Annotated in this window: 15 protein-coding genes and 1 tRNA gene; 5 read left to right on the forward strand and 11 right to left on the reverse strand. The window is 68.4% G+C overall.

Features of this window, described 5'->3' with window-relative positions:
- Positions 1-9: 9 nt before the first annotated feature.
- The 3 genes from BJQ94_RS00130 to BJQ94_RS00140 are packed head-to-tail and all read right to left on the reverse strand — an operon-like array spanning position 10 to position 2,585.
- Positions 10-1,239, reverse strand: coding sequence for a PP2C family serine/threonine-protein phosphatase (locus BJQ94_RS00130; protein WP_265398185.1), 1,230 nt, complete (start codon positions 1,237-1,239; stop codon positions 10-12).
- 3 nt (positions 1,240-1,242) lie between these two features.
- Complete coding sequence (locus BJQ94_RS00135) at positions 1,243-1,842, reverse strand: FHA domain-containing protein (protein ID WP_275875530.1); 600 nt, start codon at positions 1,840-1,842, stop codon at positions 1,243-1,245.
- The gene (locus BJQ94_RS00140; RefSeq protein WP_265398571.1) at positions 1,839-2,585 is read right to left on the reverse strand and encodes a DUF3662 and FHA domain-containing protein; all 747 of its coding nucleotides are present in this window, start codon (positions 2,583-2,585) and stop codon (positions 1,839-1,841) included. The genes BJQ94_RS00135 and BJQ94_RS00140 overlap by 4 nt, the downstream gene beginning before the upstream one ends.
- Positions 2,586-2,813: 228 nt before the next feature.
- Between BJQ94_RS00140 and BJQ94_RS00145 the strand changes: the two genes are divergently transcribed.
- Positions 2,814-2,897, forward strand: a tRNA-Leu gene (locus BJQ94_RS00145).
- A 100-nt stretch (positions 2,898-2,997) separates the two neighbouring features.
- Here the strand turns inward: BJQ94_RS00145 and BJQ94_RS00150 are convergent.
- Positions 2,998-3,366: a hypothetical protein gene (locus BJQ94_RS00150; RefSeq protein ID WP_265398570.1), complete on the reverse strand. Its 369-nt coding sequence runs from the start codon at positions 3,364-3,366 to the stop codon at positions 2,998-3,000.
- 147 nt (positions 3,367-3,513) lie between these two features.
- On the opposite strand from BJQ94_RS00150, the gene pgl reads away from it, so the two are divergent.
- A complete protein-coding gene (pgl, locus tag BJQ94_RS00155; protein WP_265398569.1) occupies positions 3,514-4,239 on the forward strand; it encodes a 6-phosphogluconolactonase in 726 nt (241 codons plus the stop codon).
- 117 nt (positions 4,240-4,356) lie between these two features.
- The gene (locus tag BJQ94_RS00160; protein WP_265398568.1) at positions 4,357-5,286 is read left to right on the forward strand and encodes an aldo/keto reductase; all 930 of its coding nucleotides are present in this window, start codon (positions 4,357-4,359) and stop codon (positions 5,284-5,286) included.
- A 33-nt stretch (positions 5,287-5,319) separates the two neighbouring features.
- Here the strand turns inward: BJQ94_RS00160 and BJQ94_RS00165 are convergent, their stop codons facing one another.
- The gene (locus BJQ94_RS00165) at positions 5,320-5,478 is read right to left on the reverse strand and encodes a hypothetical protein (protein WP_265398567.1); all 159 of its coding nucleotides are present in this window, start codon (positions 5,476-5,478) and stop codon (positions 5,320-5,322) included.
- 54 nt (positions 5,479-5,532) lie between these two features.
- Positions 5,533-6,870, reverse strand: coding sequence for an MFS transporter (locus BJQ94_RS00170; RefSeq protein ID WP_265398566.1), 1,338 nt, complete (start codon positions 6,868-6,870; stop codon positions 5,533-5,535).
- A gap of 217 nt (positions 6,871-7,087) precedes the next feature.
- Here BJQ94_RS00170 and BJQ94_RS00175 point away from each other — a divergent pair, with 217 nt between their 5' ends.
- Both BJQ94_RS00175 and mtnN read left to right on the forward strand, forming a co-directional pair.
- Positions 7,088-7,540, forward strand: a complete 453-nt coding sequence (locus tag BJQ94_RS00175) for an S-ribosylhomocysteine lyase (protein ID WP_265398573.1) — start codon at positions 7,088-7,090, stop codon at positions 7,538-7,540.
- The gene (mtnN, locus tag BJQ94_RS00180) at positions 7,537-8,292 is read left to right on the forward strand and encodes a 5'-methylthioadenosine/S-adenosylhomocysteine nucleosidase (protein WP_265398565.1); all 756 of its coding nucleotides are present in this window, start codon (positions 7,537-7,539) and stop codon (positions 8,290-8,292) included. Before BJQ94_RS00175 ends, mtnN begins: the two co-directional genes overlap by 4 nt.
- A gap of 75 nt (positions 8,293-8,367) precedes the next feature.
- Here mtnN and BJQ94_RS00185 read toward each other — a convergent pair whose 3' ends face one another.
- The 5 genes from BJQ94_RS00185 to BJQ94_RS00205 all read right to left on the reverse strand — a co-directional run bounded on the left by BJQ94_RS00185 (position 8,368) and on the right by BJQ94_RS00205 (position 15,432).
- Positions 8,368-9,474, reverse strand: a complete 1,107-nt coding sequence (locus BJQ94_RS00185) for an alcohol dehydrogenase catalytic domain-containing protein (protein WP_265398572.1) — start codon at positions 9,472-9,474, stop codon at positions 8,368-8,370.
- Between the two features lie 225 nt (positions 9,475-9,699).
- The gene (locus tag BJQ94_RS00190) at positions 9,700-10,254 is read right to left on the reverse strand and encodes a DUF4287 domain-containing protein (protein WP_265398564.1); all 555 of its coding nucleotides are present in this window, start codon (positions 10,252-10,254) and stop codon (positions 9,700-9,702) included.
- Between the two features lie 90 nt (positions 10,255-10,344).
- A complete protein-coding gene (locus BJQ94_RS00195; RefSeq protein ID WP_265398563.1) occupies positions 10,345-12,861 on the reverse strand; it encodes a glycosyl hydrolase family 65 protein in 2,517 nt (838 codons plus the stop codon).
- Positions 12,858-13,598: an HAD-IA family hydrolase gene (locus BJQ94_RS00200; protein ID WP_265398562.1), complete on the reverse strand. Its 741-nt coding sequence runs from the start codon at positions 13,596-13,598 to the stop codon at positions 12,858-12,860. The genes BJQ94_RS00195 and BJQ94_RS00200 overlap by 4 nt, the downstream gene beginning before the upstream one ends.
- A 328-nt stretch (positions 13,599-13,926) precedes the next feature.
- The gene (locus BJQ94_RS00205) at positions 13,927-15,432 is read right to left on the reverse strand and encodes an MDR family MFS transporter (protein WP_265398561.1); all 1,506 of its coding nucleotides are present in this window, start codon (positions 15,430-15,432) and stop codon (positions 13,927-13,929) included.
- Positions 15,433-15,626: the final 194 nt, after the last annotated feature.

A 15,626-nucleotide genomic window follows, 5' to 3' on the forward strand; every position in this document is an offset into this window, starting at 1 on the left:
GTGGTCTGGTTACTCTGCCGGGGCACTGCTCAACCGTTCCACAATGAGTTTGGCGTCTTCCAGCGACGACGCGCTGATGGTGCGCTCCACCTGCTGGCGGTCGTAGACGCGCAGCTGGTTCAGTTCCAGGTCGGTGTCTTCGTAGACGCTGGAGAGCTTGATCGGGCCGAGGTCTTGCTGGATGCCCTGGTAGATGGCGACGGTGCTGCCCTCCACGCCCACGTAGTAGCGGCTCTGCGTCCACTGGTAGCCGAGCAGCGCCGCGCCCAAGATGGCCACGACGAGTAAGACGATGCCGGCCAGCCAGGTGACCTTGCGCCGCAACGCACGGCGGGCATCCTCTTCGATGAGCTCGGAGAGGTAGTCCTGCGAGTCGGGCTCGAAGTGGGTTTCCCGCACCGGGTGCAGCCGCAGCGAGGGGATGCGCGGGGCGCGGGTGCGCACCGGCTCCTCACCGAAGGCGAGGGGAGCGGAGGCGGAGCCCACCACGATGGGTTCGCCCCGGCGTTCCTCGCCGTCGCCGATGTCGACGACCACGATGGTGACGTTGTCGGGGGCGCCGCCGTCCAAGCTTTCCTTCACCAGCCTGTCGGCCACGGCCTGCGCGTCGATCGGGGACTTGAGGGCGTTGCCGATGCCGGTGTTCGATACCACGCCGCTGAGCCCGTCGGAGCAGATCAGCCAGCGGTCACCGGCGCGGGTAGCCAGGATGGACGTGTCGATCTCGGGGGACGCCTCGACGTCGCCGAGCACCCGCATGAGCACGGACCGGCGCGGGTGCACCATGGCCTCGGCTTCGGTGATGCGTCCGCTGTCGACGAGGCGCTGCACGAAGGTGTGGTCGGTGGTGATCTGGGACAGTTCGCCGTCGCGGAACAGATAGATGCGGGAGTCGCCGATGTGGGCGATGGCAACCTGGTCGTGCAGCACCACGAGGGCGCTGACCGTGGTGCCCATGCCGGTGAGTTCGGCGTGCTCGAAGACGGTTTCGGCCAGCTGCGAGTTCGCGGCGATGAGCGCGGCCTGCAGGGCGAATTCGGCGTCCTGCGCCGACAGGTAGGCCTTGTCGGCCTCCATGATGCGTTTGGTGGCGATGGCGGAGGCGACGTCGCCGCCGGCGTGCCCGCCCATGCCGTCGGCAACGACGAACAGGGTGTGCCCGGCGTACCCGGAGTCCTGGTTGTTGGATCGAATCTTGCCAACGTTGGACGCGGCTGCGCTGTGACTAACCGATGCCATGCACTACCGCCGGAGCTCGAAGCTGGTCGCGCCGATCTTGACGGTGGTGTTCAGCGGAACCGAGGTGGGCACCGCCACGCGTTTGCCGTTGAGGAAGGTGCCGTTGGTGGAGTCGAGGTCCTGCAGCATCCAGTCGTCGTGCCAGAGCATCAGGCGCGCGTGGTGGGTGGAGGTGTAGTCGTCCCGGATGACCAGGCTGGAATCGCTGGAGCGGCCGATGGTGATCGGCTCTGACCCGAGCGGGAAGTCGGTGCCGGCTTTGGGGCCGGAGGTGATGACCAGCCGGGTGGCGGTCTGGGTGGTGGCCATCTCCGGGCCGGACGACACCGGCGGGGCCGCTGCCTGACGGGCGAACTGCTCGGTGGGGGCGGATGCCGAGGCGGCCGGCGGCTGCGCGAACGCTCCAGCCGGAACGGGGGCGGGCGGCGGGGTGGCGAAGGGGACCGGGGCGGCGGCCGCGGCGGGCGCATCCGTGGCGAGCTTGCGCACCCGGTGGCCGAACAGGTCGCTGCGCAGGGCGTAGACGATGCCGAAGATGAACAGCCAGAGCACCAGCAGGAACGCCAGGCGCAGCACCAACAGGGTCAGTTCACTGGGATTCATGCGTTCGGCCCCCAAAATCCGCCCATGTCGTGTCGCTGGGTGGCATCGTCGACCCGGCGGGCTTCGGCCTGGTCGGCGCCGGCCTGCGCGACGACCCGGAAGACGATGCGGGTGCGGCCGATGGTGATGACCGAGTCGGGCTCGAGGATCGCCTGCTTGACGGGGGAGCCGTTGAGCTGGGAGCCGTTGGTGGAGCCGAGGTCGCGCACCTGGGCGCGGGCGCCGTCCCAGATGATCTCGACGTGGCGGCGGGAGGTGCCGGTGTCGTCGATGGTGATGTCGGCATCCGAGCCGCGGCCGATGACCGTGCGGGACTTGACCAGCTGGTGGCGCTGACCGTTGATGTCGACCACCGGGGTCCAAGCGACGGTGCCCTTGACCGACGTGGAGTCGACCTGCACCATGCCCACGCTGAGAGTGTCGTCGTTGGCGAAGGCGATCGAGACCGCGCCGGTGAACTGGTAGCCCTGCGAGGCGGCGTGCTGCTGCACGAGCTGGCTGAGTTCGTCGATGAGGGCGGGGCCCAGATCGATCATGCGGCGGTAGTCGGCCTCGGCCAGGCGCACGGTGAAGCGGTTGGGAGCCAGGATGCGGTCGCGGGAGACGACGGCGGCTTTGGTGTCGAGCTCACGACGCAGCGCTGAGGTGATCTCCACCGGCTGCACGCCCGACTTGAAGGTCTTGGCGAAAGCACCGTTTACGGCGCGCTCAAGACCTTTCTCAAAGCTGTCCAGTATGCCCACAGGTCTCCCGATCCGGTCCGTTTGGCTATCAGCATGTTACTTGCCTCACGTGTTAACTCGCCCAATGGGCGGGTCAGGGCACGGGAAGTCATCCTACGGGGGTAGTGGCGTTGAACCACCAATGGGGGTGGTTTGAGAGGATTCGTGACCGGTTGTGCCGGGATCAGTCCGGGCCGAATTGCGCCGAATGGCGTTGGGGCCCCACGGAATGCTAGGATTTCAAAGTTCGCGCGAGTGGCGGAATTGGCAGACGCGCTGGCTTCAGGTGCCAGTATTCGAAAGGATGTGGGGGTTCAAGTCCCCCCTCGCGCACAGTATGCAAGTGCACGATGGATGAAAATCTGCGCGAACAGGAAAGGCCTCCGGGAAACCGGGGGCCTTTCGTCATTCCCGGGCTGCGTCCGCGTGCCCGTCAGTCCGGCGAGTCGGAGGCGGTGTTGTCTACCGTGACCTCGATCATGTCCCGGCCCGCGGTGGTGATGGCGAGGTCGAGGTACTGGATGACAAATCGATCCGACTGGTAGGCGCTGTGGCCCAGTGACTCGGCGAAGTCGTTTGCGTGGGCGGGGGAGTCGAACCTGACGAGGCGCACACTCGTTGATTCCGCAGCCTTCTCGCATCCGTTCAGGTCCTCGCAGACCGTGTCCGACACATCCATTGGCGACTCTGAATCGCGCAGGAGGTAGACCTCGGACGCGAACCCGTCGAGCGGATCGAGGCTGGCCCGGGGGTCGACGTACGCGCAGGACGACAGTGCAGTGACAGCCAGTGCCAAGAGCACGGGGAGAAAGACCCGACGGTTCTGCACATTTCCCCCAACTAAAGTGCTCAGTGATAAGTTTTGCGGGCTGCGACGACGGCATCATTCCGTTGAAGCGGGACCTACCGAAGCAATATATATAGAGCCGATCAGAAACGGAGCCATCCGGTGGCATCAATTGAGAAGTATCAGACCAGTGCCGACGTTGCCGCGGAAGCCGCTCGTTCGGCGATCACGGTGCTGCAGCAGGCCATCGACACCTTCGGCGAAGCCCGCTGGGTACTCGCGGGCGGCAGCTCGCCAATGAGCGCATACAAGATCATTGTGAACGAGTACGCCGATTCCCTGGACTGGTCGAAGGTCACCGCCGTCATCGGGGACGAGCGAGCGGTGGCGGTGGATTCGCCCGACTCCAACTGGGGCCAGGTGACGCCGTTGCTGTTCGGCACGCCGCAGACCTCGACCGTTCGCGGATTGCGCCCCGTCACCGAGCTGGGCGCCGAGATCGCGGCCACCCGGTACAACGAGGACCTGACCGGTCTGGTCGGCGCCACCGAATCGGCGCCGCGGTTCGACCTCGTTTGGCTGGGCGTCGGCGAAGACGGCCACACCCTGTCGCTGTTCCCCGGCCACCCCGAGTTCAATGAAGGCGACGAGGCCCTGGTGGTGCCCATTCACAACTCGCCGAAGCCGCCGCCGAACCGCATCACCCTCACCACGAAAGCGCTGACCAACTCTAAGAACGCCGTCATTTTCGCCACGGGTGCCGGCAAGAAGGACGCACTGGCGCTGGCGCTGAGCGAGAAGACACTGCCGATCGCACGAGTGAGCGCCGTGCTCGAGGCCGCCGGCGCAGATGTGCGCTGGCTCTTCGACGAGGCTGCAGCGGGGTAGTTGGTTACGGGGTGGGCGGTGATTGACCGACCTCGGTTCTCAATGGCATCACCGCCACCTGTTGTACTTCTGTCGCGCGCCTCCCTAGCGTGGAGAGCACCTCTTGAAAGGACCATTTTGAAGACCTTCACCATGCCCGGAACCGATATCGTCGCGCCGAACGTTGTGCTCGGACTGATGCGCATCGCCGACAAGTCCAACGACGAGGTGCGCGAACTGGTGCGCACGGCCCGCGACGCCGGCATCGACTTCTTCGATCACGCCGACATCTACGGCCCGGAGCGGAACGGCTGTGAACGCCGATTCGCCGACGCGATGCAGCTGACCCCGTCGCAGCGGGACGAGATCACGATCCAGACCAAGACCGGCATCCGGGAGGGGTACTTCGACTTCTCCTATGAGCACATCATCGAGTCGGTCGACGAATCCCTGGCCGCCCTGCAGACCGACCGCATCGACATCCTGCTGCTGCACCGGCCCGACGCGCTCGTTGAGCCCGCCGAGGTCGCCCGCGCCTTCGACGAGCTCGAGGCCGCCGGCAAGGTGCGAGCATTCGGTGTCTCCAACCACACTCCGCGCCAGATCGACCTGCTCAAGAAGTATGTGAAGCAGCCGCTCGTGGCCAACCAGCTGCAGCTCTCGATCACGCACGCGCCGATCATCGCGCAGGGAGTCGCGGCGAACATGGCCGGCGAAGAGCAGGCCACCACTCTCGACGGCGGCGGGATCCTGGACTACTGCCGGCTGAACGACATCACCGTGCAGGCCTGGTCGCCGTTCCAGGCGGGCTTCTTCACCGGTGTCTTCCTGGGCTCACCGGAGTACCCGGAGCTCAACGCGGTCATCGACCGCCTCGCTGCCGCCTACGACGTGCCCGCCATCGCCATCGCCACCGCGTGGATCACCCGACACCCGGCGCAGATGCAGGTGGTGCTCGGCACCACCAGCCCCGAGCGCGTCGCTGCGGCCGCGTTGGGTTCGGAGATCCCGCTTACCCGCGCCGAATGGTACGAGCTGTTCCGGGCAGCGGGATACCGGCTTCCCTAACCGCGACCGCGCGGGCGGTCCGGCCGGGCTGAGTCAGTCTGCCGGGCCGCCCGAGACGGTGTCGTCGTCGGTCTCGGCCGTGCCGTCGCTCTGCGATCCGTCGGGCAGTGCGTCGGCCCGGGCCTTCTCCGCGTCGCTGATGTCGGTGGAACCGTCTGGGGTCTTCTCGGTGCTTCCGGTGTCGTGAGTCATGGCACCACTATAGGCAGAGCGTCTGTCAGTCCCGCGTCCGGCGACGGACCGGGCCTAGGCCGTCGGGGTACGCGAGTCGTAGGAGCGGAAGGTCGGGCGCATCCGCACCAGGATCGTCACCCACGCGGCGATGACCAGACCGCCGAGCAGTGGCGGGAACCACAGCGCCACCAGCGACGCCAGAATGCCGGAGTACAGGTCGCCCACCCGCGGGCCGCCGCCCACGACCACGGCGAAGACGCCCTGCAGGCGGCCGCGCATCTCATCGGGTGCTGCCGTGAGCATGATGGTGGAACGGAAGATCGCGCTGACCTCGTCGGCGGCGCCGGAGCCGGCCAGAGCGGCTGCAGCGATCACCAAAGCGACCACGATTGTGCCCGACCCAGGCTGGCCGAAGAGGCCCAGCTGGGTGGCCAAGATGGTGAGTCCGAAGACCAGGATGAATCCGCCGAAGGCCGCGATCGCCCGCGACACCGCGAGGCCGTGGTGGTGGATGTGCTGCACCGGGCCGCTGAACAGGGACGCCAGAAATGAACCGGCCGCCGTCGCGGCGGTGAGGATGCCGACGGTGACCGGGCCGCCGCCGATGACGGTGGCGCCGATCGCGGGAAACAGCACGATGGGCCGGCCGAAGGTCATCGCGATGATGTCGACGACGAAGGTCAACCGCACCGTCGGCGCCGAGCGCAGGTAACGCAGGCCGTCGCGCACGGATTCGAGCCCGGGCCGTGCCGTCGCCACGAGGGCGCCCAGGCGCGGCAGCGTGAAGATGCCCAGGAAGCCAGCGGCGAACAGCACCGCGTCCACGGCGAACGTCGCCGGAAATCCGACCACGGCCACGAGAACCCCGGCCAGGGCCGGCCCCACGGTCAATTGCAGGCCGCCGGAGATTCCGTTCAGGGCACTGGCCCGCGACACCATCTCCGGTGGCAACAGCCGGGGGATGACCGCCGCCCTGGTGGCCTGGGAGATCGTGGCCGACATGGTGGTGACGGTGGTGATCACGTAGATCGGCCAGAGCAACAGGTGCCCTGACGCCTGGCTCTGCTCGACGAGGGCGAGGATGACCATGCCCAGGATGCAGACCCAGCCGATGATCGCCGACACTATGAGCACCCGGCGGCGGTCGAAGGCATCCGCCAGCATGCCGCCCCACAGGCCGGCGATGATCATCGGGACCAGTGCGATGCCGCCCACCAGCGACACGGCCAGGGTGGATCGGGTGATCTCGTAGATCTGCAGGCCGACCGCGACGACGGTCAGTTGCGCGCCGGTGCCGGAGATCACCGAGCCGATCCAGAGCCGGGCGAAGGCGGGGGAGGCGCGCAGCGGCGACAGGTCGACGAACACCCGGCGGGACGGCTGCTGGGTCTCTGTCGTCTTCGCGTCCACGTTTCTCCTCGTTCCGGCGCGCCCGGCCTCGCCACTCACGGTGTGCGGGGAGGAGATACGGTGCTCTCTCGCCAACTCGAAAGCGGTCTCAACAATTCCCGGGGCCGCATGCACTCCCGGGTCTGGGGCGGGTGAGGCCCGCCTGTTACTGTCGATTGGTCACCTCGAACCGGGCTGACCCCAGAGTTTTCAAGGAGATCTCGTGAACCAGCCACGCATGAACGTCGAGTCGTTCAACCTCGATCACCGCACCGTCGTCGCGCCCTACGTGCGCCTGGCCGACACCAAGGTGCTGCCGCAGGGCGACGTGATCGTGAAGTACGACGTGCGCTTCACCCAGCCCAATGTGGCGCACTTGGAGATGCCGGCGGTGCACTCGATCGAGCACCTCTTCGCCGAGCACTCCCGCAACCACTCCAAGCGGGTCATCGACTTCTCGCCGATGGGCTGCCAGACCGGTTTCTACCTGATCCTGCAGGGTCAGCCGGAGTTCACCGAGGTGCTCGAGCTGATCGAGGCCACCATGACCGACATCCTCGGCGCTACGGAGGTTCCAGCCGCCAACGAGGTGCAGTGCGGCTGGGGAGCGAACCACTCCCTCAGCGCCGCGCAGGAGGCCGTCACGGTGTTCTTGGCGGGCCGCGCGGGCTGGCCCGACGTCACCAAATGAGCTCCGTCGACGCCCCCGTGATTGTGCCCGCCGCGATCGTCCCCGCCGTCATCATCCTCGTCGCGATGGAAGAGGAAGCCGCCCCGTTCCTCGCCGCCGCGACGGCCGTGGCGCCCCCGGTGGTTGTCGGCAAGTCCCGGCAGCAGCGCGTCACCCTGGCCGGGCGTGAGGTGCTGCTCGTGCAGAGCGGTATCGGCCTGGTCAACGCGGCCGGGGCGGCCACATCCGCCATTCTGGCCGCCCGCCTGGTCGATCCGGCGGCGACGCCACTGGTGATCAGTGCCGGCTCGGCCGGCGGCGTGGGCGTGCAGGTGCGCGTGGGCGAGGTCGTTGTCGGCGGCGATTGCCTGAACAGCGACGCGGATGCCCGCCCGTTCGGTTACGCCCTCGGCCAGGTGCCGGGCATGCCGGCCCGCTATGCCGGGGCGGCCGCGGCCCTGGACGCCGCCGAATCGCCGGCCCGGATGCCCGACGGCTCGACCGTGGTGGTGCAGCGCGGGCTCCTGGTCTCCAACGACAAGTTTGTGGGCCCGGAGCTGGCCGAGAGCCTGCGAGTGCTGTTTCCCGGTGTGCTGGCCACCGACATGGAGTCGGTGGGCATCGCCCAGACGTGCTTCGTGTACGGGGTGCCGTTTGTGGCCATCCGCGGTATCTCGGACCTGTGCGGACCGGTGGGGGACCACCTCACCCACGTCGACGACGCGGCCGAACGCTCCGCCGTGGTGGTGCTGGAGACCCTCCGCCGGCTCTAAGCCCTCGCGCGGACACCGCGCGCCGGCGCATCCGCCCAACTGTTGCGCACGGGGCACAGTTGGTGCTCGCGGCCATCAGTCGAAGAGGATGATCTGGCGCACGGCGTTGCCGTCGGCCAGCGTGTCCATGCCCTCGTTGATGTCCTCGAGGCGGATATGGCTGGAGATCAGGCTCTCCACGGGCAGCTTTCCCTCGCGCCAGAGTTGCGCATAGAAGGGGATGTCGCGCTCGGGCACGGCCGAGCCCAGGTAGCTGCCGATGATGGTGCGGGCTTCGGCGGTGAGGGTGAGCGGTGACACCGCCGCGAGCTGGTCGGCGCCGGGCAGCCCGACCGTGACGGTGGTGCCGCCGGCCGCGGTGATCGCCACCGCGGTCTCGAAGGCCCGCGGATGCCCGGCCGCCTCGATTACGACGTTCGCCCGGATGCCCTGCGCGAGCGCCTCCTCCGGGGTGAAGACCGCCGCCGCGCCGAGGGCGAGGGCCTGGTCGAGTTTCGCCCGCACCGAGTCGACACCGATGACGCCGGCCACATCGAGGGAGAGCGCCGTGATCAGCGCGGCCATGCCGACCCCGCCGAGACCGACCACGGCGACGGTGTCGGCCGGGCCCGGCCGGCCGGCGTTGATGACGGCGCCGCCGCCGGTGAGCACGGCGCAGCCGAGTACGGCGGCGATGTCCGGCGGCACGTCGTCGTCGACGGGCACCACGGAGAACCGGTTGACCACGGCGTGGTCGGCGAACGCCGAGACACCCAGGTGGTGGTGCACGGATGTGCCGCCCAGGCTCAGCCGCCGCGCCCCGCCGAGCAGGGTGCCGGCGTTGTTGGCGGTGCTGCCCGGGATGCAGGGCAGTTTTCCGTCGGTGCGGCAGCCGGCGCACTCGCCGCAGCGCGGCAGGAAGGCCATCACGACGCGTTGGTCGACCCGGAGATCATCGACCCCGACGCCGAGCTCGACGACCCGGCCGGCCGCCTCGTGGCCGAGCAACATCGGGGTGGGGCGCACCCGACTGCCGGTGACCACCGAGAGGTCTGAGTGGCAGAGCCCGGCGGCCTCGATCTTGACGAGGATCTCGCCGGGGCCGGGGCCCTCGAGCTGCAGATCGACGATCTGCAGGGGCCGCGACGACCGGTAGGGCCGGGCGGCTGCGGTGGCCGACAGCACGGCCCCGCGGATTGCCAGGGGCGGCCGGGTCGGGGCGGCGGGCAGGACGGGTGCGACGACGGTGTCGGAATCCACGGTGATCTCCTCGGTGAGTCAGGTGCCCTCAAGTATCCCCGAGTCGTCCGGCGCACGCGAAGCGGGCCGCGCCACCGGCGCAATTGTTGCCGTTCCGGACTTCTGCACCCGGTGTGCCGGGCGCAATTGTCCGCACGGGGAACAGTCAAGGCGCCGCCACCGGGCCACTCAGGCCGCGTCGTAGGCGCGGTGCAGCCAGTCGAGCACCTCTGGGGTGAGCTCGGCCGGGTCGGCCAGGCGCAGCCGGTGGGTGACCATGCTGTTCCAGCTGCCGGATGCCTCCAGCACGTCCGCGCCGGCGACGCCGGGCAGTTTGAGGCCCAGGTCGAGCCGGCCGGCGGTGACCTGCACGATGGCGAACTTCTTCGTGCCCTTGAGCAGGCTGATGTAGGTGTTGGTGGGCGCCAGACTCACCTCGCCGAACTGGCGGGCCAGGGCGAGCAGCGTGTCGAAGGTCTCGCGCCAGTGCGCCTTGGCGCCGCTGAACTGGGCGGCGACCTTCTCCTCGACGGGCAGCCGCTGGCCGGGAACCTGGCCCAGGGCCGAGACCAGGGCCATCGCATGGCCGGTACCGAGGCCGTAGTCCTCCTTGAGCCAGGCGACGATGCGGGCGGTCTTCACGTCGGGGCCGAGCAGGCCCTTCGCCGCCGCCGCGGCCAGGAAATCGTCGGGGCCGAGGCCGGTCTTGGCCTTGATGGTGTCCAAATAGGCCTGGGAGGTCATGGGGCTCCTCATACTCAGTGAGAACTGTGCAATTAACGTAGCAGGGCCACCCATCCGTGAAGAAGGGCGGCCCTGCTGCTGGTTGATGCGTCAGTCGAGCGTGGGCATCTGCTCGGTGATGTGCGCGATCGTGGGGATCGACGACGTGATCACGGTGCCGTCGGCACGACGGTTGCCCTCAATGAGCGCGACCGTGGGTGCACCGGGGTCGCGGGCGCCCTGGTGCGACAGCGGGATGGTCTCGGGCTGGCCGGCCGTGACGACGACCTGCAGGCCGCGCACGGTGAGCCGGGCCTCCGTGCCCTCCTCGATGCTGAGGTGCACGCTGGTCTGGGTGACCGCCACGCGCAGGCGAGAGCCCTTGAGGGTGACCCTGAAGATCAGCTCGTCCCAGTCCTCCGGCAGGCGCGGGTCGAGCGTGATGCGGCCACTGTGGTCGCGGAGCCCTCCGAAACCCATCACCAGCGCGCTCCACACACCACCGGCGGATGCGACGTGCACGCCGTCGGCCGCGTTGTGGTGCAGGTCGGCGAGGTCCACGAACAGCCCGGAGGTGAAGTACTTGAGCGCGAGCTCGTGGTAACCCACCTCGGCGGCGATGATCGACTGCACGACATCCGACAGCGTGGAGTCGCCCGTGGTCAGCGGGTCGTAGTAGTCGAAGTCGTTTCGTTTCTCCTCCGGCGAGAACTGGTCGCCCTGCAGGAGCAGCGCCAGCACCACATCGGCCTGCTTGAGCACCTGGAAGCGGTAGATCACCAGCGGGTGGTAGTGCAGCAGCAGCGGCCGGTTCTCCGGCGGCGTCGCGGCGAGGTCCCAGCGTTCCTTCTCGAGGAACTGGGCGTCCTGCGGGTGGATGCCGAGGTTGCGGTCGAAGGGGATGTGCATCGCCTCGGCGGCGAACGACCACTCCATCACCTCGGCCTCATCGAGCTTCAGCCTGGCGCACATGGAATCGAACGAGGCCCGGTCGACGGAGTACAGCCGGCGCACGCTCTTCACCGCGGCGCGCAGGTTGGAGCGCGCCATGATGTTCGTGTACAGGTTGTCGTTGACGACGGTGGTGTACTCGTCGGGCCCGGTGACGCCGTGGATGTGGAAGACGTCGTTGCCGTTGCCGCGCCAGAAGCCCAGGTCAGCCCACATTCGGGCGGTCTCCACCAGGATGTCGATGGCCTCGCGGGCGAGGAAGTCCTCGTCGCCGGTGGCCGCGACGTACTGGCTGAGCGCATAGGAGATGTCGGCGTCGATGTGGTACTGCGCGGTGCCGGCCGCGTAGTAGGCGCTGGACTCGAGGCCGTTGATGGTGCGCCACGGGAACAGCGCGCCGAGCTGGTTGAGCTCGGTGGCGCGGGCCCGGGCGTGGTCGAGCAGGCCGTGCCGGAACCGCAGCGCATTCCTCGCCGCGTTCGGCGAGGTGTAGGTGAGGAACGGCAGCACGTAGATCTCGGTGTCCCAGAAGTAGTGCCCGCCGTAACCGGAACCGGACACACCCTTGGCCGAGACGCCCTGGCCGTCGGCGCGCATGGACGCCTGGGCGAGCTGGAAGAAGTTCCACCTGGTGGCCTGCTGCAGGGCCGGCTGACCGGTCAGTTCGACATCCGTGCGGGCCCAGAACGCGTCGAGCCAGTCGCGCTGCTCCTGGATGATCGCGGCGACGCCGGTCTCCTTGGCGCGGTCGAGGGTGCGGTCGCAGCGGTCGGCGAGCTCGTGCGTTGGCACGCCGGCGGAGGTGTGGTAGCTGAGCAGCTTGGTGATGCGGATGGGGTTGCCCATCTTGGCCTTCACCTTGTAGACGTGCTTGGCGAGGTCGTCGCCGAGCTGCGAGGACTCGTCGAAGTCGTTGATGGTGTCGATGGAGTGGTCGGATGCCGTGGCGATGGTCATGCCGGAGTTGGTGCAGCGGAAGCCCAGGATGTAGCGGCCGTTGTTGGCCCGCTTGAATCGCGGCTGCAGCACCCGGTCGGTGAAGGTCTCGGCGCGGCGGGGGTCCCAGTCGGTGGTCGAGCCGGACTTGGGCCGGTCGTACTCGCCGATGCCGTCCTGCCGGTTGAGGGTCTGGCTGGAGATGACCACGGACGCGTCGGCGTCGAGCATGGTGACCTCGTACTCGATGACGGCGAGGTGGCGTTCGGTGAATGACACCATCCGGCGCGAGCGGATCAGCACCTGCTTGCCGGACGGCGTGCGCCAGACCAGCGACCGCGAGAGGATGCCGTCGGCGAAGTCGAGCCGGCGTTCGTAGCTGAGCAGCTCGGCGAGGGTGAGCACGAGCGGTTCGTCGTCGACGTAGATGCGGATGATCTTCGCATCCGGGGCGTTGACGATGGTCTGGCCGACCCGGGCGAAGCCGAAAGCCTCTTCGGCGTGCCGGATGGGCCAGGTCTCGTGGAACCCGTTGATGAAGGTGCCGTGCACGTGTCCGTCGCGGCCCTCGTCGACGTTGCCGCGGAGGCCGAGGTAGCCGTTGCCGACAGCGAAGAGGGTCTCGGTGCGGCCCATGTCGTCGCCGGAGAAGTCGGTTTCGACCAGGGCCCACTCGTCGAGCGGGAACCGGCTGCGATCCAGCGGATCGGTGAGGTTCGAGATGGCAGCGTCGATGGTCATGCGTGGACTCCACTGGGGGTCGAACTCGGGGACGGGACGGTGCTGCCGATCAGCGGCAGCAGTTCGTCGAGGTCGGCCACGACGGTGTCGGCGCCGGCCTCGAGCAGCACGTGGGCGCCGACGCCGCGGTCGACGCCGAGCACCAGGCCGAAGTCGCCGGCGCGGCCGGACTGGATGCCGGATTCGGCGTCTTCGACGACGACGCACTGGGCGGCAGTGAGGCCGAGCAGCTCGGCGCCGAACGCGTAGGTGTCCGGGGCGGGTTTGCCGGCGAGCTTCTCGGCGCGGGCGCGTACACCGTCGACGACGATGTCGAACCTGTCGCGGAGGCCGGCGGCGGTGAGCACCATCTCACCGTTGAGGGAGCTGGTGACCACGGCCACCTGCAGGCCGGCCGTGACGACGGCGTCGAGGAAGCGGAGCGAACCGGGGTACGGGCTGACGCCGTCCTCGGCGAGGGTTTCGTTGAAGGCCTTGTTCTTGCGGTTGCCGAGGCCGCAGACGGTTTCGAGCTCCGGCGCATCCGTGGGGTCGCCATCGGGCAGGGAGAGGCCGCGGGAGGTGAGCAGCGACCGCACGCCGTCGTAGCGGGGTTTGCCGTCGATGTAGGCGAAGTAGTCGGCGTCGGTGTACGGCTTGACGCCGTGGGCGTCGAGGAACGGGGTGAACAGCCTGGACCAGGCGCTCATGTGCACTTCGGCGGTGGGAGTGAGCACGCCGTCGAGGTCGAAGAGCACGCCGCGCGCGCCCAGGACGCGGTCTCGGGTCTCAGCGGGCGAAAGGGGAAAGTGGGGGGAAGTCAATATGGTGCCCTGCTTGGTAGTTGCGTGATGCAGATGGCTAAAACCGGGTAGTCGAGCTTGTCACTAGCTCCGCGGATCACGAAATTCTCCGCGGAGCCGCCGACGGACCGCGGACGGGAGCCGTTGAACGGTGCAGTTCGATCCTAGAACTTGGACCTGACCGTGGTGTCGTCCGGAGTGTTAACGTTCTGTTGCCAATCTGCGGCGCCGCTGAAGAACGGGCGCCTGCTCACGCAAGTCAGCCAGTCGGTCCGCCGGTCGGTCAGTGCGCGATCAGCGGGGCGTCGTGCGGGTCGGTGACCGACACGGCGGGCTTGCGGATGAAGAACGCCAGCGGGATCGCGAACAGCGAGATGATCGCGCCGTACAGGAACGCGCTCTGGGTGCCGGCGGCCGTTGCGGCGACCTCGCCGGCGCCGGCGGCCATCTGCGTGGCGGCCGTGGACGACATCACGGTGACGAACAGGGCCGTGCCGGCGGCGCCTGCCAGCTGCTGTGCCGTGCCGACGACGGCGCTGCCGTGCGAGTACAGCGTGGGCTTGAGCGAGGCCAGGCCCGAGGTGAACAGCGGGGTGAACAGGAACGCCAGACCGAAGCTCAGCGCCACGTGGGCTACGAGCACCCACCAGAACGGGGTGGTGGCGGTGAGCATGGTGAGGAACCAGAACGCGCCGCTGACGATGATCGACCCGGGCACCAGCAGCACCGTGGGGCCGAACCTGTCGTAGAACCGGCCGACGAAGGGGGCGAGCAGGCCCATCGTGAGACCGCCAGGCAGCAGCAGCAGGCCGGTGCTGAGCGCATCCAGGCCCAGCACGGTCTGCATGTAGATGGGCAGCAGGATGAGCGTGCCGAACAGCGCCATCATGCTCACGGCGAGCATGATGATGGCGAAGGTGAACGTGCGCGAGGTGAAGGTGCGCAGGTCGAGCAGCGCCCGGTCGGTGCGCTGCAGGCTGATCTGTCGCCAGACGAACAGGGCGATGGCCAGGATGCCGATGCCCAGCGGAACCAGGCCGGCCGCGGCGCCGCCCGTGGCCGATTCGCCGAGGTTGCTGAGCCCGTAGACGAGGCTGCCGAAGCCGAACGCGGAGAGGATCACCGAGGCGACGTCCAGCGGCACCTTGGTGGGCGTGGTCACGTTCTTGATGCGGGCGGCGCCGAGGGCGAGCGAGCCGAGGGCGATCGGCAGCACCAGGATGAACATCCAGCGCCAGTCGAGCACGCTGAGGATCAGGCCGGAGATGGTGGGGCCGATCGCCGGGGCGACCGAGATGACGATGGAGATGTTGCCCATGGTCTTGCCGCGCGCGGCGGGCGCCACCAGGGTCATCACGGTGGTCATCAGCAGCGGCATCATGATCGCGGTGCCCATCGCCTGCACCACCCGGCCCACGATGAGAACCTCGAAGCCCGGCGCGATCGCGGCGATCAGGGTGCCGGCGCTGAACAGGGTCATCGCGGCCAGGAACACCGGGCGGGTGTTGAACCGCTGCAGCAGGAAACCGGTGATCGGGATGACCACGGCCATGGTGAGCATGAACGCGGTGGTCAGCCACTGGGCGGCGCCGGCGGTGATGTCGAGGTCCGTCATCAGGTGCGGCAGGGCCACACCCATGATGGTCTCGTTGAGGATGACGACGAACGCGGAGACCAGCAGCAGCGAGATGACGAGCTTGGTGCCCGCGGCATCCGGGGTGTTGCCGGTGGTGGCGGTGGACGCGGCGGCAGGTGGGGCGGTGCTGGTGCTGATGCTGGAGTCGGTCATCGGGGTCCTAACGGAACGGGCTCAGGTGCGACCCCAACCGGGGTACCCCTGATTCAACCAAACCGCGCCGGTTATGTTCCCGAATCGGACAATTGCGCCCGGCGCACCGGGACCATTTGTCCGCACGGGGAACAGTTGCTGCGAGCGGCGGCGGGCGGGTGGCGGCGGGTGGCCGGGGGCGGGCAGCGCGCCCG

This window comes from Cryobacterium sp. SO2 (genome assembly GCF_026151165.2).
GTDB lineage: Bacteria > Actinomycetota > Actinomycetes > Actinomycetales > Microbacteriaceae > Cryobacterium.